The 19,361-nt window shown below is 58.0% G+C and carries 14 protein-coding genes; 5 read left to right on the forward strand and 9 right to left on the reverse strand.

What is annotated here, in order from left to right; translation table 11 throughout:
- Nucleotides 1–36: 36 nt before the first annotated feature.
- The gene (locus AC1QQ2_RS00500; RefSeq protein WP_479711665.1) at nt 37–741 is read left to right on the forward strand and encodes a hypothetical protein; all 705 of its coding nucleotides are present in this window, start codon (nt 37–39) and stop codon (nt 739–741) included.
- On the opposite strand, the gene der is transcribed toward AC1QQ2_RS00500, so the two are convergent.
- From der to AC1QQ2_RS00515, 3 genes are read right to left on the reverse strand one after another with little or no spacing between them, the layout of a single operon-like run.
- Nucleotides 719–2,191 (reverse strand): ribosome biogenesis GTPase Der, encoded by a 1,473-nt coding sequence (der, locus tag AC1QQ2_RS00505; RefSeq protein WP_479711666.1) that lies wholly within the window; start codon nt 2,189–2,191, stop codon nt 719–721. The genes AC1QQ2_RS00500 and der overlap by 23 nt on opposite strands.
- A gap of 48 nt (nt 2,192–2,239) precedes the next feature.
- Nucleotides 2,240–3,547 carry a PQQ-like beta-propeller repeat protein gene (locus tag AC1QQ2_RS00510; RefSeq protein ID WP_479711667.1) on the reverse strand — a complete coding sequence of 436 codons (1,308 nt, stop codon included), beginning with the start codon at nt 3,545–3,547 and terminating at the stop codon, nt 2,240–2,242.
- Between the two features lie 33 nt (nt 3,548–3,580).
- A complete protein-coding gene (locus AC1QQ2_RS00515; protein WP_479711668.1) occupies nt 3,581–4,219 on the reverse strand; it encodes a hypothetical protein in 639 nt (212 codons plus the stop codon).
- Between the two features lie 246 nt (nt 4,220–4,465).
- On the opposite strand from AC1QQ2_RS00515, the gene AC1QQ2_RS00520 reads away from it, so the two are divergent.
- Together AC1QQ2_RS00520 and AC1QQ2_RS00525 are read left to right on the forward strand one after the other, a co-directional pair.
- The gene (locus tag AC1QQ2_RS00520) at nt 4,466–5,563 is read left to right on the forward strand and encodes an efflux RND transporter periplasmic adaptor subunit (protein WP_479711669.1); all 1,098 of its coding nucleotides are present in this window, start codon (nt 4,466–4,468) and stop codon (nt 5,561–5,563) included.
- Nucleotides 5,560–9,207 carry an efflux RND transporter permease subunit gene (locus tag AC1QQ2_RS00525; RefSeq protein WP_479711670.1) on the forward strand — a complete coding sequence of 1,216 codons (3,648 nt, stop codon included), beginning with the start codon at nt 5,560–5,562 and terminating at the stop codon, nt 9,205–9,207. The genes AC1QQ2_RS00520 and AC1QQ2_RS00525 overlap by 4 nt, the downstream gene beginning before the upstream one ends.
- Nucleotides 9,208–9,266: 59 nt before the next feature.
- Here the strand turns inward: AC1QQ2_RS00525 and AC1QQ2_RS00530 are convergent, their stop codons facing one another.
- The gene (locus AC1QQ2_RS00530; protein WP_479711671.1) at nt 9,267–11,084 is read right to left on the reverse strand and encodes an ABCB family ABC transporter ATP-binding protein/permease; all 1,818 of its coding nucleotides are present in this window, start codon (nt 11,082–11,084) and stop codon (nt 9,267–9,269) included.
- Nucleotides 11,085–11,147: 63 nt separating this feature from the next.
- Nucleotides 11,148–12,500, reverse strand: coding sequence for a LysM peptidoglycan-binding domain-containing protein (locus AC1QQ2_RS00535; protein WP_479711672.1), 1,353 nt, complete (start codon nt 12,498–12,500; stop codon nt 11,148–11,150).
- Between the two features lie 113 nt (nt 12,501–12,613).
- Here AC1QQ2_RS00535 and AC1QQ2_RS00540 point away from each other — a divergent pair, with 113 nt between their 5' ends.
- A complete protein-coding gene (locus AC1QQ2_RS00540; protein ID WP_479711673.1) occupies nt 12,614–13,159 on the forward strand; it encodes an LOG family protein in 546 nt (181 codons plus the stop codon).
- Here AC1QQ2_RS00540 and rarD read toward each other — a convergent pair.
- The 4 genes from rarD to AC1QQ2_RS00560 form a co-directional block, all read right to left on the reverse strand.
- Complete coding sequence (gene rarD / locus AC1QQ2_RS00545; protein ID WP_105234813.1) at nt 13,096–14,001, reverse strand: EamA family transporter RarD; 906 nt, start codon at nt 13,999–14,001, stop codon at nt 13,096–13,098. The two genes, AC1QQ2_RS00540 and rarD, sit on opposite strands and share 64 nt — an antisense overlap.
- Nucleotides 14,002–14,080: 79 nt before the next feature.
- Nucleotides 14,081–15,910, reverse strand: coding sequence for a methyl-accepting chemotaxis protein (locus AC1QQ2_RS00550; protein ID WP_479711674.1), 1,830 nt, complete (start codon nt 15,908–15,910; stop codon nt 14,081–14,083).
- A gap of 137 nt (nt 15,911–16,047) precedes the next feature.
- Nucleotides 16,048–16,647: a superoxide dismutase gene (locus tag AC1QQ2_RS00555; protein ID WP_067545794.1), complete on the reverse strand. Its 600-nt coding sequence runs from the start codon at nt 16,645–16,647 to the stop codon at nt 16,048–16,050.
- Nucleotides 16,648–16,731: 84 nt separating this feature from the next.
- A complete protein-coding gene (locus AC1QQ2_RS00560; RefSeq protein ID WP_479711675.1) occupies nt 16,732–17,760 on the reverse strand; it encodes a glycosyltransferase family 2 protein in 1,029 nt (342 codons plus the stop codon).
- A 262-nt stretch (nt 17,761–18,022) separates the two neighbouring features.
- Here AC1QQ2_RS00560 and AC1QQ2_RS00565 point away from each other — a divergent pair, with 262 nt between their 5' ends.
- Nucleotides 18,023–19,357, forward strand: coding sequence for a glycosyltransferase family 25 protein (locus tag AC1QQ2_RS00565; protein WP_479711676.1), 1,335 nt, complete (start codon nt 18,023–18,025; stop codon nt 19,355–19,357).
- Nucleotides 19,358–19,361: the final 4 nt, after the last annotated feature.

A 19,361-nucleotide genomic window follows, 5' to 3' on the forward strand; every position in this document is an offset into this window, starting at 1 on the left:
TTGATCCAAAGGGCGACTGTGCCACGTATAAGGGTTATGAAAAAATCCTTACCGTGGCTGGTCGCCCTTTTTGCATCGACGTTTATCCTCGCGCCTCTGGTGACAGAGCCATTCACGGGATATCGCCCTGAACACCTCCCCGTTTTCATGGATCAACCGCCGATCCAGCCCGCTGGCTATGCCTTTGCGATCTGGGGCGTGATCTATTCGTGGCTTGTGGCCTCTGCGGTTTATGGGCTGGTGAAACGGCGCACTGACGGCGCGTGGGACATCGTGCGGGGGCCGCTGGCGCTGTCGCTTGCCCTTGGCACGCTGTGGCTGTCGATTGCCAATGCTACAGCGATCTGGGCGACGGTGGTGATCCTCATCATGGCAGGCGTCACCGTCTTGGCGCTCTTGCGCTCCCCGACCAAGGATTACTGGTGGCTCAAGGTGCCTCTTGGCCTCTATGCGGGGTGGCTGACGGCGGCCTCTGTGGTGTCGCTGTCGATCACCCTCGCGGGCTTTGGCGTGCTGAGCTACGAGGCCGCCTCCATCGCAGGTCTGATCCTCGCGATGACTGCTGCCATTCTGGTGCAACTCATGCCCCCCAGCGGGCCAGCCTATGGCCTCGCTGTGAGTTGGGCGCTCTTTGGGATTGTGGTGCAGAACGGCACAGACATGATCGTGATGTCTGTATTGGCCGGCGCGGGCATTGCCGCGCTCGGCCTGATTAACCTTACTCGCCGCGGTTCGACTTGAGGTGTTTCGCCAGACGTCCGGTCTGTTTCTTCTTCTTGTTCTTATAGGGGTTCTTTTCCCCCTGATCGCGCAAGAAGAGACGGATCGGCGTTCCCGGCATCTCAAAATCGTCACGTAAGCCGTTGATAAGATAACGGTTATAGCTTTCCGGAACCTTATCAGGGTGCGACGTCATAACGACGAATGCAGGCGGACGGGCTTTCACCTGCGTCATATACCGCATCTTAATCCGCTTACCCTGCGGTGCGGGTGGCGGGTGCTGCTCTAGCATACCAACCAACCAGCGGTTCAACGCAGAGGTCGATACGCGGCGGTTCCAGATCGTATAGGCTCGCATGATCGCGTTGTGCAAACGATCCAGCCCCTTGCCCGTTTTCGCGGACACGGTGACCATCGGCGCGCCACGAAGTTGCGGCAATAGGCGTTCAAATTTCTCGCGCAGGTCTTTGAGCTTGTCCTGCTTCTCGTCCTCGAGGTCCCATTTGTTGACTGCAACGACGACCGCGCGGCCTTCGCGCTCTGCAAGGTCGGCAATCCGCAAATCCTGCTGTTCGAACGGAATTTCAACGTCGAGAAGGACAACCAGAACCTCAGCAAACTTCGCTGCACGCAGACCGTCCGAGACGGAGAGTTTTTCCAGCTTTTCCTGAACCTTAGCCTTTTTACGCATACCCGCGGTATCAAAGATACGCATTGGGATGCCATCCCATTCGGTCTTAACCGAAATCGCATCACGGGTGATGCCAGCCTCAGGTCCGGTGAGCAGACGCTCTTCGCCGAGAATTTTGTTGATCAGCGTCGATTTACCCGCGTTCGGACGACCAACCACGGCGATCTGCAACGGTTTGGCCCAAGTAGGCATCGGAATTTCGGGCTCATCGCCCTCTTCGAATTCGTCCCACTCTTCAATATCCACGTCGACTTCTGGCGCGTCTTGGGCAGCGCGTTCTTCGAACTGCTCAGAGATCGGGAGGAGAACGTGATACAGCTCATCCATCCCTTCGCCGTGTTCCGCAGAAATCCGCAGCGGTTCACCAAGGCCGAGCGAATAGGCCTCAAGGAAACCGCCCTCGCCTGCACGTCCCTCGGATTTGTTCGCGCCAAGGATCACATTCGCATTCTTTTTGCGCAGGATGTCAGCAAAGACCTCGTCCGTCGGCGTGATGCCCACACGTGCGTCGATCAAGAACAGACAAACGTCCGCCATTTCCACCGCACGCTCGGTCAAACGGCGCATACGGCCCTGAAGGCTGTTGTCGGTCGCGTCTTCGAGACCCGCAGAATCGATCACAGTGAATCGCAAATGGCCGAGTCTCGCGTCGCCTTCACGCAGGTCACGCGTCACCCCCGGCTGGTCGTCGACCAGCGCGAGCTTCTTGCCTACAAGGCGATTGAACAATGTCGACTTGCCCACGTTCGGGCGGCCAACAATGGCGAGGGTGAATGTCATGGCTAAAGCCCTTTCAGATCAAGATCGGGGCGATACACCATTCCCGCGTTAACGGAAAGCCAGCAATTGCCCGTTCTTTGACACGACATAGAGTGTATTTCCTGCAACGACGGGCGCAGAGGCCGCACCGCTCGGAATTTCGATTTGCCCAACGAGAGCGCCCGACACGGGGTCGAACTGACGGATCAGCCCGTCCGACGAGGCCACAATCAGACGCCCGCCCGCAAGGATCGGACCGTAGTGAGCGACAGCTGAGCGGGATTTACCAGCGCGGCGTTCGATCAGGTCAGGCAGCGCGACGCGCCAGATGACAGACCCGTCACGGTTATCCAAACGCACCAGTTGGTTGAGATCGTTCACGGCAAAGACCGAACCGCCCACAGGCCAGACAGGACCGACAGCGCCTTCGTGCGCGGACCATTTGCGGTCGCCCGATACAGCGTCCAGCGCAATGGTCATGCCCGAAGAGTTACCGAGGTAGACCGTGTCACCGCTAACCACAGGTCCACCGCTCAGCCCGTCAAAGGCATTAAGCGGACGGCCCAGACGTTCGCCGCCGATAAAGGCCGACCAACGCTGCAACCCGCCATCGCGGAAGGCCGCAACCAGTTCACCGCCCGCAAACGGCATCAGCGCAAAGCGATCCGTCACAGCCACGCCCGGACCGCTGCCATAGCTCGTGTTGGACGGTGCGCCGTTGACGGTCCATTTGACCAAACCATTGTCCGACTGGAGCGCCCAGCCACGGTTGTCATGGCCCACAACATAAATGAAGTTGCCCGAAACGGTCGGCGTGGTCGCGCCAGAGGCATCCAAGGTCTGACGCCAGATCACGCCACCTGTGCTGCGGTCGATGGAGATGACCTCACCATAGCCCGTGGTCGCAACGAGGCGGTTGCCGTCTACAGCCAGACCACCGCCAGAGGAAGACCCACCCTCGCCCGCAGGGGTCAGGTCCACCGACCAGAGCGTTGCGCCGTTGGTGCCTGTCGCCGTCACAGTCGTCGCGGCATCCATCGTGTAAATCGCATCGCCCGCAACGACAGGATCAGCGGTGATCCGTGCGCGGCGGCTTTCGCCTTCACCGATATTCGCGGCAAAGGCCAATGTCGGCGTCGCAGAGAGCGCCAGATGTGGCATGGAGTGCGCGGCGTTGCCACCACGATGGGTCCAGTCGGCGTTAGAAACCTGCTGACCCAGAGAAATCTCACGGGCCTCATTCACTTCGGCCACAGGGGCAGAGGCAAGGCCATCACGGATATCCAAGCGTTCGCCCGGAAGACGGACATCCTTTGATCCACAACCCGCGAGCAATGCCACCAGTGCAGCCGTGCCAAGGAAGGTAAATTTTGTCACTGCCCCGTCCTCCGACGTGTTTTCGTTCTTGCGTTACTGAGACGCGTCACCACCCAGCGCCACAATCAAGCCTTCGACCCGATTGCGCAAGCCCTGCGTGACCGTCGCATCGCCGCTGATCTCGCGCAGCGTGGCCAGTGCAGTCTCTGCATCGCCTGCTTCCAATTGTGCGACAGCGATCTGTTCTTTGGCCAAGAGCGCGAAAGATGCGCCTGGTGCTGCTAGGTTTTGGAACCCTGCGATACGCTCGTCCGTGGACAAGTTTTCCGCATTGGCCAAAAGCGCCTTGAACGCACCGAGGTCACGATAGACCTGACGAGCGCCGTCCAAATTCGCGAGCGCGTTAAACGCGTCAGCCGCAGCGGCGGTGTCGCCTGCCTCTTGGGCCGCAGCGCCTGTCATCAAGAGCGACATCACCGACGGCGGCAATTGCGCGAACGCTGCCTGACGGTCTGCCCATTCATTCTGTTCGAGCGCATCAAAAATCGCGTCACCCGCAGCTTGTTCAGCCGCACGGGTTTGAGCCGCCTGATATTCGGTCCACGCCGTCGCGCCGACCAGACCAACAACGGTCAATGCAGCGATCCAGCCGTATTTACGGATGTAGGTAAAAAGCTGGTCGCGACGGACCTCTTCGTTGACTTCGTCGATGAAGCTTTCGTTATTGCTCATTGCGCGACCGGCCTTCTAGAACTGTTGGTGCCCCGTCTTAACTTGAACCTTCAGGAATTGCCAAGACCTTCGCAGATCACGGTTTTATTCAGTCAGCTTCGCTGCCTTGCAGAAAAAGGCAAAAATCACTAATCTGAACCAAATGGTTTAGCGTATACTGAACAAGATTCTTCCTTGCTCTGAACCTTTTCATGACTATTTCCGCGGTTAGTTGCGAACAGTGACCGTATTTCGAAAGGCCAAACCATGCGCGTAATGCCGCTTATTACAGCTGTCGTTGTAACTGCGTTTCTCTACTTCCTCGTTGCGGAACGCGACAGCCTGCTGGCGTTTGCTCAGGCTGACACCTCTGCTGAGGCCGAGGCCGAGGGAGCTGCAACCCAAGTTGACGAGTCATCGCTGATCAAAGTTGTCGTTCTGCGGAGCACTGAGCGCGATATCGAAAGCGCGGTCATCTTGCGTGGTCGCACCGAAGCTGCGCGTCAGGTGGATGTGCGGGCCGAAACAACGGGTCAGATCATCTCTGAACCGCTACGCAAAGGGGCCTTTGTGAACACGGGCGATTTGCTCTGCGAGATCGACATGGGCACCCGTGAGGCGACGCTCGCTCAGGTCGAAGCGGCGAAACGCGAAGCTGAACTTAACCTCACCGCTGCGGAACGTCTGATTGGGGACGGTTACGCCAGTGAAACCCGCCTGCGCTCTGCCGAAGCTGCGCTCTCTGCTGCTGAGGCTGCGGTCAGCGCTGCACAGCGTGAAATCGAGAACACCAAAATCGTAGCGCCCTTCTCTGGCCTGTTGGAAACCGACACGGCGGAATTGGGCACCTTCCTGTCGACGGGTGCTGCCTGCGCGACGATCATTCAGCTCGACCCGATCAAGCTCGTTGGTTTTGTGCCTGAGATTGAAGTGGGCAAGGTTCAGGTTGGTGCGCCCGCTGGTGCCCGCCTCGCCGCTGGTGGCGATGTTATGGGCCGCGTGACGTTCCTGTCCCGCTCTGCCGACGACACCACCCGCACCTTCCGCGTTGAGGTCGAAGTGCCAAACGCCGACATGGCGATCAGTGACGGTCAAACCGCCGAGATCATCATCGGAACAGATGGCCGCAAGGCGCACCTCGTCCCGCAATCGGCGCTGACGCTGAACGACAATGGCGATCTAGGTCTGCGCGTGATTGATGAGACAAACACCGTCCATTTTGCCAAAGTCGAAGTTGTCCGCGACACCATCGACGGCATCTGGGTCACGGGCCTAGACGCCGAGGCGAATATCATCACCGTTGGTCAAGAATACGTCGTCGAAGGCGTCACCGTCGCCCCGACCTTTCAGGAGGCCAAGGGATGACTGGAATGATTGACTGGGCGGCCAGCCGTGCGCGGATGGTCATTGCCTTTATTGTGCTTTCTATCATCGCAGGTGCGGTCGCTTATGTGAGCCTCCCCAAAGAAGGTGAGCCGGATATCGAAATTCCGGCTCTGTTCGTGTCTGTGCCCTTCCCCGGCATTTCCGCGACCGACGCGGAACGCCTGCTGGTCGAACCGATGGAAACCGAACTGTCGGACATCGACGGCCTGAAAACCATGACCGCCACCGCTGCCGAAGGTTATGCAGGTGTCGCGCTCGAGTTCGAATTCGGCTGGGACAAGACCCGCACCATGGCCGACGTTCGTGATGCGATGAACGCAGTTGAGGGGAAATTCCCCGATGGCGCGGATAACTATTCGATCAACGAGATCAACTTCTCTGAATTCCCGATCATCATTGTGAACCTGACGGGCGATGTGCCCGAACGCACATTGATTAAGGTTGCCAAAGACTTGCAAGATGAACTCGAAGGGATCGAAGCGATCCTCTCGGCCAACCTTGCAGGCACGCGCGACGAGATGGTTGAGGTGGTGATCGATCCTCTGCGGCTTGAGGCCTATAACGTCACCGCGGGCGAATTGATCAACGTTGTCACGATGAACAACCTGCTCATCGCAGCGGGTGAAGTATCGACCGAACAGGGTAGCTTCTCGGTCAAAATTCCGTCCTCGTTCGACAGCCCCCAAGATATCTACAGCCTGCCCGTCAAAACCAACGGCGACCGCGTGATCACCTTGGGCGATCTCGCGACGATCCGTCTGACCTTTGAAGATCGCGAAAGCACCGCACGTTTCAACGGCGTGAAAACCGTGGCGCTTCAGGTGGTAAAGGCACGTGGTTATAACCTCATCGACACCGCTGCATTGGTGCGTGAAACAGTCGAGAACGCGCGGGCGCAATGGCCTGCCGACCTTCAAGCAGCCGTCCACGTCGGCGCATCAAACGATCAAAGCCGCACCGTTGCGTCGATGGTTTCACAGCTTGAGGGGTCGGTTCTAACAGCGATTGCGCTGGTGATGATCGTGGTTCTGGCCTCGCTCGGCACCCGCTCTGCGCTGTTGGTTGGCTTCTCGATCCCGACGTCGTTCCTGCTCGCGTTCCTTCTCTTGGGCATCATGGGCGTGACGATTTCGAACATCGTGATGTTCGGTCTGATCCTCGCCGTGGGGATGCTCGTCGACGGCGCGATTGTGGTCGTGGAATATGCGGACAAACGGATTTCCGAGGGCGCAGGCCCGATGTCCGCCTATACCGAGGCCGCAAAGCGCATGTTCTGGCCCGTGGTATCCTCGACCGCGACAACGCTCTGTGCGTTCTTGCCGATGTTGTTCTGGCCAGGTGTTCCGGGTCAGTTCATGGGCATGCTGCCTGTCACGCTGATCTTTGTTCTCTCGGCCTCGCTGATCGTGGCGCTGATCTACATGCCCGTTATGGGTGGCGTTCTGGGCCGCACCAGCCGTCTGTTTGGCCGCACCTCTGACGCGCTCAAGAAACGTCTGCCGTGGGTCGTGCGTGCCCTGTTGGTCGTGCCTGCGGGTCTGATGGCATTTGTCGGTGCGATGATGACGCTCAACCCTGCCTATCTGTCGGGTGAAGCGGTGCAAACCTCTGGCCTTATGGCGTCGCTTCCGGGGATGATCCTCTTTATGCTCGGCGCGGTCGGCCTGTCGATCACCATCGGCGCGGCCAAGATTGAGCGTAAGCAGACGAAAATCCGTGCGGGTTATCACCGCAGTCCGTTTGGCTGGGTGATTTGGGGCGTGGCGGGCAACCCTGTCATGCCGCTCGTGACCGTGGGCGCGATCCTCGCCATCGTTATGTCGACCTTCACCTATTTCGGGGCGAACAATAACGGCGTCGAATTCTTTACCGCGACCGAACCAGAGCAAGCGATCGTCTACGTTCAAGCGCGCGGCAACCTCAGCCTTTCGGAAAAAGACGTCCTCGTGCGTCAGGCCGAAGAGATCGCGCTGTCGGTTCCCGGCATCCAGACCGTCTTTGCCTTTGCGGGCGCAGGTGGCTTGAACGCGAATACCGCAGGCGCAGAGAGCCCGCGTGATGCCGTCGGTCAGTTGCAGATCGAACTGATCCCGTGGGATGACCGCCCCGCCTTTGCCCGTGCCAATGACATTCCGCTGGAACAGTTGAACGGCAAAACGGTCATGGCGAACCTTCAGGCGAAACTGGACCAAATCCCAGGTGTGCATACCGAAACGCTCGACCTTGCGATGGGTCCTGCGGCGACGAAACCTGTGCACCTGCGGCTCAAGGGCGACGACTGGGAGCAACTGCTTGCGACCACGGCAGAGGCGCGCGCGTTCTTTGAAACCGTTCCGGGTCTGACCCAGATCGAAGACAGCCGCCCCCTGCCCGGTATAGATTGGGAAATCTCGGTCGATGTGGAAAAAGCAGGTCGTTACGGCGCTGACGTTGCGACCGTGGGTGGCATGGTGCAACTCGTGACACGGGGGATCTTACTCGACACGATGCGGGTGGATAGCTCTGACGAAGAGATCGAAATCCGCGTCCGCCTCCCCGAAGAAGACCGCGTTCTGTCCACCCTTGATAACCTCAAGGTGCGCACCTCTGCGGGCCTCGTTCCGCTGTCCAACTTCATCACTCGCACCCCTGTTCCGAAACTGGCGCAGATCGACCGCATCGACCAGAAACGCTACTTTGACATTAAGGCGGGCGTGGCCGATGGGCTGGTTAAACTGACCGCTGAGGATGGCACATTCACCATCGTGGCCGAGGACGCGATGACCGATGCGCAGCGCGACGCCGTCACAAACGGCAGCCTCAAACGCGAAGTCGTGAACGGCAACGAACGGATCGCCTTTGTCGAAAGCTGGCTCAACGATGGCAATTTGCCTGCGGGGATCAGCTTTGAATGGGCGGGCGATATGGCGGACCAAGAGGAAAGCTCTGCCTTCTTGGGTCAGGCCTTCTCTGCTGCGCTCATGCTGATGTTCATCATCCTGCTGGCACAGTTCAACAGCTTCTATAACTCTGTTCTGGTGCTTCTGGCGGTGATCCTGTCGACCACGGGCGTTCTGATCGGGATGCTTGTTATGGATCAGTCCTTCTCGATTATTATGACAGGGACAGGGATCGTGGCGCTGGCGGGGATCGTGGTGAACAACAACATCGTTCTGATCGATACCTATCAGGAATATAACCAGTATATGCCGCGTCTCGAGGCGATCATTCGCACCGCCGAAGACCGCATCCGTCCGGTTCTCTTGACCACCATCACCACGATGGCGGGCCTTGCGCCGATGATGTTTGGCCTCAGCCTCGACTTCATCAACGGGGGCTATTCGATCGACAGCCCGACGGCGCTCTGGTGGAAACAACTTGCGACAGCGGTTGTCTTTGGCCTCGGCATTGCGACGGTTCTGACGCTGGTCTTTACCCCTGCGATGTTGGCCGCACGGGTTTGGTTCACAACCTACCTGCATTGGCTCGGTCGCCTCTTGGCCCGCCTGTCGATGGGTCGCGGTAGCCGCGCGGCACAAGACTGGGCACTGGCCCGCGAGGCCCGCAAGGTCAAAGCACCAGAGATCATCTGGGAAGACACCGAAGAACCCGCTGCCCCATCCACACTACGGGCTGCAGAATAAACAAAACGGGCACGATGAGAGATCACCGCGCCCGTTTTCTATTTCACCTCTGGTGGCACTTAGGCCGCGTCCTCTGAAGCTTGTTTCTGCCAGAGCTGCGCATAGCGCCCCGACTGAGCCAGCAGCGCGTCGTGGCGCCCCTGTTCGACGATATGACCGTCCTCTAGCACCACAATGCGGTCCGCATCCGCGATGGTCGACAGACGGTGCGCGATGGTGATCACTGTGCGGCCCTGCCCCATCGCCCGAAGCTGGGTCTGGATGTCCCGCTCTGTTTCGGTATCGAGCGCCGATGTCGCCTCGTCCAGCAGCAGGATCGGAGGGTTTTTCAGGATCGTGCGGGCAATCCCCACGCGTTGCTTTTCCCCGCCCGAGAGTTTCAGACCGCGTTCACCGACCTGCGTGTCATAGCCTTTGGGCAACGACAGGACAAAGTCGTGGATTTGCGCGGCTTTCGCGGCCTCAACGATCTCTGCCTCTGACGCCTCAGGGCGACCGTAGGCGATGTTGTAGCGGATGGTGTCGTTGAACAGCACCGTGTCCTGCGGCACCACGCCAATCGCGGCATGAAGGCTGTCTTGGGTCACGTCCCGCACGTCCTGACCGTCGATGGTCAGCGCCCCGCCCGTCACGTCATAGAAGCGGAACAACAGCCGCCCGATGGTCGATTTGCCCGACCCAGAGGAGCCGACGATAGCCACGGTTTCGCCCGCTGCCACGTCAATCGACACGCCCTTGAGGATCGGGCGCTCTGCGTCATAGGCAAACTCTACCGCGTTCAGAGATACCGCCCCGCCGTTCACCACCAGCTCGGTCGCGTTGGGTTTATCCGTGACCTCGGACGGCTGGTCCAAGAGGTCAAACATATCACCCATATCAATCAACGCCTGACGGATTTCGCGATAGACCGACCCGAGGAAGTTCAACGGCATGGTGATCTGGATCATATAAGCGTTCACCATGACGAAATCGCCGACGGTCAGAACGCCGCTTTGGACCTCCATCGCGGCCATGACCATCACAGCGACAAGGCCGCTGGTGATCAGAACAGACTGACCAAAGTTCAAAAAGGCCAGCGAATACGAGGTCTTAATCGCCGCTTTTTCATACTGCGCCATGGCGCCATCGTAGCGGTCGGCCTCCCATTTTTCGGCGCCGAAGTATTTCACGGTTTCAAAGTTCAACAGGCTGTCGATGGCCTTTTGGTTCGCATCCGTGTCCTGTTCGTTCATCTTTTTGCGGATTTTTACCCGCCATTCGGTGACGCGGAATGTGAACGCGATATAGAGCCCGATGGTCAGCACGACGACCGCCACATAGCGGATGTCAAAGAGATACATCAGCATCCCTGCGATCATCAAAAGCTGGAGCATCAGCGGCCCCATATTGAACACGAGGAACCGCAAGAGGAATTCGACGCCCTTCACGCCGCGCTCCATAATGCGGCTTAGGCCCCCTGTTTTGCGGGTGATGTGATAGCGCATCGACAGGCGGTGAATGTGAGTGAACGTCTCAATCGCGAGCCGCCGCAGGGCACGTTGTCCGACCTTAGCAAAGATCGCGTCGCGGAGTTGGTTGAACCCCACCTCCATCAGGCGCGCCATCCCGTAGGCGAGCGTCAGACCCACAGCACCCAACGCAAGGAAGGTCGCAGGGCTACCGTCAGTCGACAGGGCGTCCACGGCTTGCTTGTAAAAAATCGGGGTCACAACGGCGATTAGCTTTGCCGCCAAAAGCACCGTCAGCGCGATCACAACCCGCCGTTTGACCCAAGCCTGACCGTCAGGCCAAAGATAAGGCACCGCACGGCGCAGCACCCGCATGCCTTGCACGCGGTCGTTGTTAAGGTTCGCATCTGTTTTGGAAAGGCGGCGCATGGAGGCTCCGTTCTGGCTGTACCAGTGGAACCTATGCGCCGCCGAAGTAGATTGCCAGTAGGGTTACTCGCTAATCTCGGGCAGGACGAAAACCTGTCCGGGGTAGATCAGGTCAGGATCGCGGATCAGATCGCGGTTGGCCTCGTAGACGTAGACATATTTAATGCCGTCCCCATAGGTGTCCGACGCAATCGCCCAGAGGGTATTGCCGGGCTGAACCGTGCGGACCGCAGCGCGGGTTTCCTCGGTCACTTGATCCGCCATGGTCGCTGCCACTTCGGTCGCGACTTCGCGTTTGAACGGGGTTTCCATACGGCTGACAACTTCGCCCTGAGCGGACACTTCGTCCAGTCGCAGGGTGTAAACGCTAGGTTCAACGCCGACGAGGTCAATTTGCCAAGAACCGTCCGCTTGGATCGTTGCGGTGCCGACAGAGGCGCCATTCAGATAAGCCTGAACAAAGCCCTCGCCCGTGGCACGGCCCGCCAGTTTGACCTCACCATTGTCGTCATAGGTGATCGTGTCGAGCGTCAGCGCCTCAAGTGCGGCCCCATCCGCCAAGACACGCACACCCTCTGCATCCGCGACGAGGAGTTGCGGAGCGGCAGCAGGTGCAGGTTCTGCGGCTGGTTCAGCAGCGGGTGCAGCTTCGACAGGTTCAGCTTCGGCAGCGGGTTCGCTTGCGGGTTCTGCGGCTATTGTCGGCTCTGCCGCGGTTGCGACCTGAACCTCCTCTTGAACGACTGGTTCGGTAGCAGTTTCCTCTGTTGCGGCTTCTACAGCTGCAACGACGGGCTCTGCGTCTTGAACAGGTTCTGTGGTATCTGGCGCTTCAGCAACCTCTGTGTTGGCCTCAGCGACCGCGACTTCCGCAGTGTCCTCGGTCACAACATCTTCAGCAGGAGCCTCGTCAGCAACACCCTCAGCCATCTCAGGCTCTGCCATACCGAACGGTGCGATGATCACAGTCTCTGCCGCCTCAATCGCATCGCCATCGGGATCACCGACCAGCGACAGCACGCGCGGCTGATCAGACGGAGCAATCGTCAGGAACGCGGCAAAGGCACCGTCAGCGCCCGCCTCAATCCGTTCAATCACCTCACCATCAAGGCGCAGTTCTACCGCGCCACCACCGTCAAATTGCCCTGCAATCACGGCTGTGCCGTCCGCTTCGACCCGAACAGTGTCAAAGATCGGCGCAGCACGGGTGATTTCGACAACAGGTGATGGCTCTGCTGCGGATGCTGGTTCAGGCGCTGCTTCTGTGGCAACCGCGGGCACCTCGGCCAGATTAGCAGGTGTTGCAGTTTCCGCCCCGTCGGAGCCTTGCCCAATGAAATAAGCCCCTAGCGCAATTGCAGCTACTACAACCACACCCCCGAGGACCATTGTCCCCTGACTAGATTTTGTCGTCACTCGTGTTCCTTCCCCAGCAGCAAATTGCCGCCCCTCTTGATCAAGGGTTGTTGGACCATATCAACCGCCCTATTCAGGGTCAAAGCTATCTAATGGCTATTTTGGGGGCCACGATGAAATCAGTCTGCGTTTACTGTGGGTCACGGTCGGGCAACCGCCCGTCTTATGAACAATCCGCCGTTGATACGGGCACGATGTTGGCCGCGAATGGCTGGCGTCTGGTCTACGGCGCGGGCGATGTGGGCCTGATGGGTACTGTCGCACGGGCGACCCAGTCAGCGGGCGGTATGACCTTTGGCGTCATCCCCGAACACCTCGTCAAATGGGAAGTCGGCAAACGTGACCTCGACAGCTATGTCGTCACCGAAACCATGCACGAGCGCAAAAAGATCCTCTTTATGAACGCCGATGCGATTGTCGTTCTGCCAGGTGGCGGCGGGTCGCTCGATGAGTTTTTCGAGGTTCTGACATGGCGGCAACTGGGTCTGCACTGCAAACCCATCTTCCTCGTCAATGTTGAGGGCTACTGGCAAAAGCTCGTCGACCTGCTCGACCATATCGTGGACGAAGGCTTCGCAGGTGAAACGCTGCGGTCTTATGTGACTGTGGTCGAGGATACGACAGCGCTGGAAACGGCTCTGCGGGACGCCCTGTCCTGACGGATGGCCGCGACCGAATAAAGGACGAGCGCAACCCAGATCATTGGGAATGCTATGCCGTGCCAGAGGGTGAACGGCTCTAGGAATACGGTTGTGGCCACGACGAACTGAAGCGTCGGGTTCACGTATTGCAAGATACCAACCGTAGAGAGCCGCACCCGCCGCGTCCCGTAGGCGAAAAAGATCAGCGGTGAGGCCGTAAGCGGGCCAGAGAGCGCGAGCAAGATTTGTGTGCCCCAATCCTTATCTGGTGTGCCAAAGAGGAACAGATAGGTCAGCGCAAATGGCGCGAGCGTCAGCACCTCTGCGGTCACGGACAAAACCGGCCCAAGGTCGAGCTGTTTTTTCACCAACCCATAACCGCCAAAAGTGAACGCCAACCCGAGCGCGATCCACGGCGGAACCCCCAGCCCCACGGCCAAGATCAACACCGCAAAGGCCGCGAGAGCCACAGCGCCCCATTGCCAATTAGACAGGCTTTCCCCCAGCACAAAGCGGCCGAGCATCACCACGACCAGCGGGAAGATGTAATAGCCCATTGAGGCCTCAACCGCGTAGCCGAATTTGATCGCAAAGATGAACCCGAACCAATTGGCCCCAATCAGTGAGGCTGCCAAGAAGATCACACCGAATTTCCGAGGTGTACCCAACGCGCCGCGCAACTGGCCCAAACGCCCCTGAAACGTCAGGATGACGGCGAAGAACAAGAGCGACCAGAGCGACCGATAGCAAAGCACTTCGAGAGGCGGCAAATGGCGAAGCTGTGCGTAATAGAGGGACGACAATCCCCAAACAATCGCCGCGACAACGAGCGCGACGATCCCTTTGACTGCTTCGGTCATGATGGCTGCCTTTGGTGAACGTTGGACTGTTTAGGTCACAGCCGTTCGCCAAAGACAAGAGCCCGTGCTGGGGACGCGGTTAGGCTTGGGTAAATTCCCGTGCCAGCCCTTGCATTTCGTCGTCCAGACGCCCCGTCGCCGCGCTGATTTCATTGAGCGACCGCGACTGTTGGCGGCTCATCTCTGTGATCGTGTCGATCAGGCCAGCGATCTCTGTCGCGCCATAGGCAATCTCGGCCAAGGTGACGCCACTGGTTTCCACGATAGAGGCACCTTTGCGGACCTCGCTTGCGGATTGTTCGATCAATTCAGAGACATCGCTCGCTGCGCGGGCAGAGCGTGCTGCAAGCTGCTGAACCTCGGTTGCGACCACTGCAAAACCGCGACCCACATGACCCGCGCGCGCGGCCTCTACCCGTGCGTTCAGCGCGAGCAGGTTCGTTTGGAATGCTATTTCATCAATGATCTTAATGATCGACGTGATCTTGTCCGAGGCCGCACGGATCCGTTCCATCGCCGCAATCGCGTTCTGAACGACGGTGTTGCCCTCGTTCGCGCTCAGCTGCATCTCATTGGCAAATGTGTTCGCCATCTCAGTTGTCTTGAGCGACGACGACACGGAATTCGCAAGCTCTTCAACGGTTTGCGCCGTGCTCTCAAGGTCGTTCGAAATCCGTTCGGACCGCGCCTTGGACTGCTCTGTGCGGGCGACCAGTTCGTTCAAACGCTGTTTTTCTTGCTGCGCGCGAACGGCATCCGCATCGCGGGTATCGCGGATCGTGTTGCGGAAAATTTCAACCGATTTGATAAGTGTTGAAATGCCGTTGTTGCCGACCTTCGGGAAAGTCACGTCCAGATTGCCATCAATCATCTGCAAAGCACTACCAACGACCTCACCCAAGACCTCCTGAACGGTGCGTGCCATCATGTAGATCAGGTGGGCCACAAAGGCGATCAGCAGGACCGAGATTGCGGTCACAAGAAATAGGTTCTTTGTCGCCTCTGCTTTGGACTCTACGATAACGACATCCAAAAGATCCCATGTTTCTTGGATATGATGTTCCATCATTGCCAAGCTTGCATCGTAAGCTGCACTAACGTCTGAGACGGAAATCGAGAAATCCCCGTGAACCGCCTGTTTCTCAATTTCGGTAACAGCCTGATACTCTGGCGAGGCCAAAATCGAGCGACCGTGCTCCGCAAATGCGGGGAACGGCGATAGCGTCAAATGGTTCAGACCGATATCCACCATTGTCCGCAATTCGATCAGACGACGCAGATCATCCCCGACCATTGTCCGCTTCGAAAAAACCCGCAGCGCCGCTGCCTTTTCATCGTTGGCTGCTTCTTGGGCCCGCAGAAAATTATTCAAAGACTCGAGAATAAGCGAGGTCTCACCGCTGCTCAACGCGCCAGAGACGTGATCGGCAATATTGATCAGGCTCTTGTTGATACCCGAGTATTGTTCAATCACTGCGTCCGTTGTGACGTTGCGCTGCTCGACACCACCTCTAAGTTCTTGAAAGAATTTGATTTCTTCCGAGAGATCAAGCAGCATTCGCGACAGTTCAATATCTGACCACATGCTGCCTGCATCAGCAAAGTCCTGAAGGCCAGCATCGACGAGAGCGTGTTGTGCCATCAGCTCCTGTTTGCCGATGGGGCCTTCCCCCTCAAGGTACTGAACGCTCAACCACCGTTCTTTCTGCAGCTCAAGAACCAGATCGCTGGTTTGCTCTACGGTCTCAACAACAACTTCAAGACGATCAACGTCGCGCACCTCATTCAGGCGCTGGAGGCCAAGGATACCCGAAAAGACCACAGCCAAAAACAATGGCGCGCCACCGACCAACATGTAGATGCTGATCGTCTGCCAGCTGAGGAACCACTTGCGGAGAGTTTTTTTCATAATGCCGTTCTTTGTCACAGGTCTTTGCGTCACAAACGGCGTAGTCTTCTGTTCTGTTAGCGCACCGCGCGCTTAAAAAAGGAAAAGGCGCGAAAGTATCCTTTCGCGCCCAAACCAATCGTCGTAAGTGCCTGAAATCAGAGGCGCGATGCCACGTTTTCCCAGTTCACGAGGTTGTCGAGGAAGTTGGTCAGATAGGCCGGACGCTTGTTGCGGAAGTCGATGTAGTAGGAGTGTTCCCACACGTCGCAACCCAACAGAGCGGTCTGACCAAAGCACAGCGGGTTCACGCCATTTTCAGTTTTGGTCACTTTGAGGCCACCGTCGGTGTCTTTCACCAGCCAGCACCAGCCAGAGCCGAACTGACCTGCGCCTGCAGCAGAGAACTGCGACTTGAATTCGTCAACCGAACCAAAGGATTCAACGAGAGCTTTTTCCAGCTCGGACGGCATTGCCGACGAACCCGGTCCCATCATTTCCCAGAACTGGTTGTGGTTCCAGAGCTGCGAGATGTTGTTGAAGATACCGTTCTGGGCAACTGCGGTTTTGTTGTAGGTGCCTACGATGATCTCTTCGAGGGTTTTACCCTCCCACTCGGTGCCTGCGATCGCTGCGTTACCGTTGGTGACGTATGCGTTGTGGTGCAGGTCGTGGTGATATTCCAGCGTTTCTGCCGACATGCCTTTGGCGGCAAGAGCGTCATGTGCGTAGGGAAGATCGGGAAGTTGAAATGCCATCAGAGAAATCCTCTTGGTCTGGTTACTGTTCGCTGCCCTGTAACAAAGCGCAAGCGCGTCTGAGGTCAAGCCCAATCCGCGCCCTTAGGCCCCCTCTTGCCGACGGACAGCCTGCAAAAAGGCAAAATAGCTGCGGGCGGTGTCAGGATCGGGTTCATGGGACGATCCTGCAAGCTGAAGTTGCCAATAGAGATCAACAGTCTCTGCCTCGGTCATCACCTGCGCGAACCGCTCGTGATGCCATGCAACGGCCTTTTGGTGCAGATCGCGCAACGCGTCGGTTTCGATCTCTGCCCGCATCGCACGGGTGGCGGGCGCATGGTGGCTGATCGCCCAATCCTCGACCGTGTTCCAATTGCGGGACACCCAGTATTTCAGGCCAAGGTCGAGGTGCATCTTATTGGGCAACCCTCGCCGTGTTTTCAGCACATATTCCGCAACGGACCGCACCGAATAATGGTTCAACTGAACCAAGGGCTTAGCTGGGACATGACCAAAGCTGTTGATGCGGTTCGGCATCTGCGCAATCGCGTCGGGCAATGGCTCCCCCGCTGCATCGGCCCAGCGCGCGGTGCCATTGGCGAGCGATTTGGGACGATGCACGCCCATCTCACCAAACACCGAACGGCGATAGATCGTCTTAAAGAAATGTCCTAGGGGCACAGGAATGGTTCGGGTCGCCGCCGTCGTGAACCGTTCGGTCACGGGCGCATCCGTAAAGCTGCTTTGCCCCCCATTGCCGAACAACCGCCACGGCAGGATCATTGCATCCATGTCCCGATCGAGCAGCGCATTCAGATCAGGCACCGTGGGGTCGAGCGCGATGAATTCGTCCACGTCAAAGAACAGCACCCATTCCGCAGCCGAATAATCGGGACGCCCATAGGCCGTCCGCAGCGCCTGCCATTGGATCGTCTTTTTGCCCTGCTGGCTGTGGCGCACATGGGTCACCCACCCTGCCCGCGCCAGTTGGTCGAGCATCACATCCGTCCCGTCCTCGCAGTCGTTCGAAAACACGAGGAAATGGTCGACGCCCAGCGCACGGTGATGCGACAGCCACTCTAACAAATAAGGGGCTTCGTTCTTTACGCAGGTGACGGCGAGGATGGACATCAATTCGGACCTGTTTCTTCGACGGCTCCCTATACCCATAACGGTCCAATGCCGTTTAGGGAATAAGTCTAACCTGTTGATGCGCCGCAAATCTCCACTTTTAAGTTTGGCGCTAATTTCAGAAACAATCTTGAGGGATGATCAAAATTATATGATATTCGTCAATTATGTAGAGGGCGACAGGGTCAGAGCGCGCCATTCGTTCGCGTAAGAGGGCATAGGTGATGACACGACCGTTCCGTTTTGAACCAAAGGCCCTATTATGACCGAAGCGTCCCAGACCAATGCCCCCTCGGCCGAGCGGCTGCGCAAGGTCAATCCGTTCTCGCGTCATGTCTGGCAACGTGGGCAGGATATGTATCCCGCGCTACGCCAACAATTGATCCATGACGACTGTGACGGGCTGGAGGATCTGGGCTTTCGGATCTCTATGTGCCTAAGGATGACGGCGGCCTTTCAGACGGGCGACGCACTGGACAAGGTTCGGACCGCCCTCGTGCGGAGATATGATCCGACCCACGTTCATGTTCCTTATGTGGCCTCCCTCAACTATCTGCGCCGTTTCGACGACGCCCTGCGCTATGCGGGACAATTGGCGCGGAGTGAGCCTAACTCGGTTGGCGCGAAACTGCTGCTCATCGATCAGTTCTTCATTGCGGGCTTTCCAGGCAAAGGCATCCAGACGATCAAACGGTCCTTGGGCGATGTGATCCAACACAACCGCCAACAAGCCCACAAACTGGTGCGGATTTTGATTGAGGCCGGTCAGCTTGATTGGCTGCGGACACATTTCCCACAACTGGCCGATCGTCAGCCCCGCAGCGCACAGGCTGACCGTCTGTCAACGGGTCCGTGCGAGGTGCCTGTCTACTGTATTTCTCTGCCTGCGGATCATCGTCGCCTCGCGACCACGCGGCATTTCACGGACTATGGCAGCCCCTATCACGTGGTCGAAGGCATACTTGGCCGCACCCTCCCTGAGGGGATCAAGACCAGCGTCACCCGTGGCGACCGCTCTATGATCACCGATGCAGAAATTGGCTGTAGCCTCTCGCATATGAAAGCATGGGAAATGGTCGCCCGTGATATTGGGCCAAACGACTATGCCCTTATCATTGAGGACGACGCCCGTTTCATGTTTGGCGCGCCTCGAGGGATGACCGCGACGATCACGGCAGCGCGTGAGGTCGGTGCCGAACTGGTCTTTATCAATCGTCGTTCCTGTGATGCGACAATCCAGAACTTGCCCTCTCGTGATGTAGAGTTGGCCAATGTCGATGCGGGTCTTTATCCCGATCCTGAACAATGGAAGCCCCAAGACCCCGGTTGGGGCGGTGACGGCTATCTGGTAACGGGTGCAATGGCGGCACGCCTTGCCGATATGTGGCTCAAGGTCGGCGTTCTGGGGGCTTTCGATTGGCAGCTGAGCATGATGTGCCACAAACGGCTCCAGCCTTGGCACGACGTTCGGGCACTGAAAAACATTTACCGCATACTCGACGGGTCCAAAGATTTGCCGATGATCACGGGCTACACCACCAATAAGCCGCTGATCGACACCCGCGACCACGGGTTCAGTAGCATTAACGCAGGATGAAAGA

The sequence above is a fragment of the Aestuarium sp. genome (assembly GCF_023253315.1).
Taxonomy (GTDB): domain Bacteria; phylum Pseudomonadota; class Alphaproteobacteria; order Rhodobacterales; family Rhodobacteraceae; genus Marivivens; species Marivivens donghaensis.

What these genes read in the sequence shown, in the direction of transcription:
- AC1QQ2_RS00540 (WP_479711673.1), top strand. Translation starts at nt 12,614, where the DNA reads ATGAAATCAGTCTGCGTTTACTGTGGGTCACGGTCGGGCAACCGCCCG.
- AC1QQ2_RS00515 (WP_479711668.1), bottom strand. Translation starts at nt 4,219, where the DNA reads ATGAGCAATAACGAAAGCTTCATCGACGAAGTCAACGAAGAGGTCCGT.
- rarD (WP_105234813.1), bottom strand. Translation starts at nt 14,001, where the DNA reads ATGACCGAAGCAGTCAAAGGGATCGTCGCGCTCGTTGTCGCGGCGATT.
- der (WP_479711666.1), bottom strand. Translation starts at nt 2,191, where the DNA reads ATGACATTCACCCTCGCCATTGTTGGCCGCCCGAACGTGGGCAAGTCG.
- AC1QQ2_RS00530 (WP_479711671.1), bottom strand. Translation starts at nt 11,084, where the DNA reads ATGCGCCGCCTTTCCAAAACAGATGCGAACCTTAACAACGACCGCGTG.
- AC1QQ2_RS00500 (WP_479711665.1), top strand. Translation starts at nt 37, where the DNA reads ATGAAAAAATCCTTACCGTGGCTGGTCGCCCTTTTTGCATCGACGTTT.
- AC1QQ2_RS00550 (WP_479711674.1), bottom strand. Translation starts at nt 15,910, where the DNA reads ATGAAAAAAACTCTCCGCAAGTGGTTCCTCAGCTGGCAGACGATCAGC.
- AC1QQ2_RS00560 (WP_479711675.1), bottom strand. Translation starts at nt 17,760, where the DNA reads ATGTCCATCCTCGCCGTCACCTGCGTAAAGAACGAAGCCCCTTATTTG.
- AC1QQ2_RS00525 (WP_479711670.1), top strand. Translation starts at nt 5,560, where the DNA reads ATGACTGGAATGATTGACTGGGCGGCCAGCCGTGCGCGGATGGTCATT.
- AC1QQ2_RS00555 (WP_067545794.1), bottom strand. Translation starts at nt 16,647, where the DNA reads ATGGCATTTCAACTTCCCGATCTTCCCTACGCACATGACGCTCTTGCC.
- AC1QQ2_RS00520 (WP_479711669.1), top strand. Translation starts at nt 4,466, where the DNA reads ATGCGCGTAATGCCGCTTATTACAGCTGTCGTTGTAACTGCGTTTCTC.
- AC1QQ2_RS00565 (WP_479711676.1), top strand. Translation starts at nt 18,023, where the DNA reads ATGACCGAAGCGTCCCAGACCAATGCCCCCTCGGCCGAGCGGCTGCGC.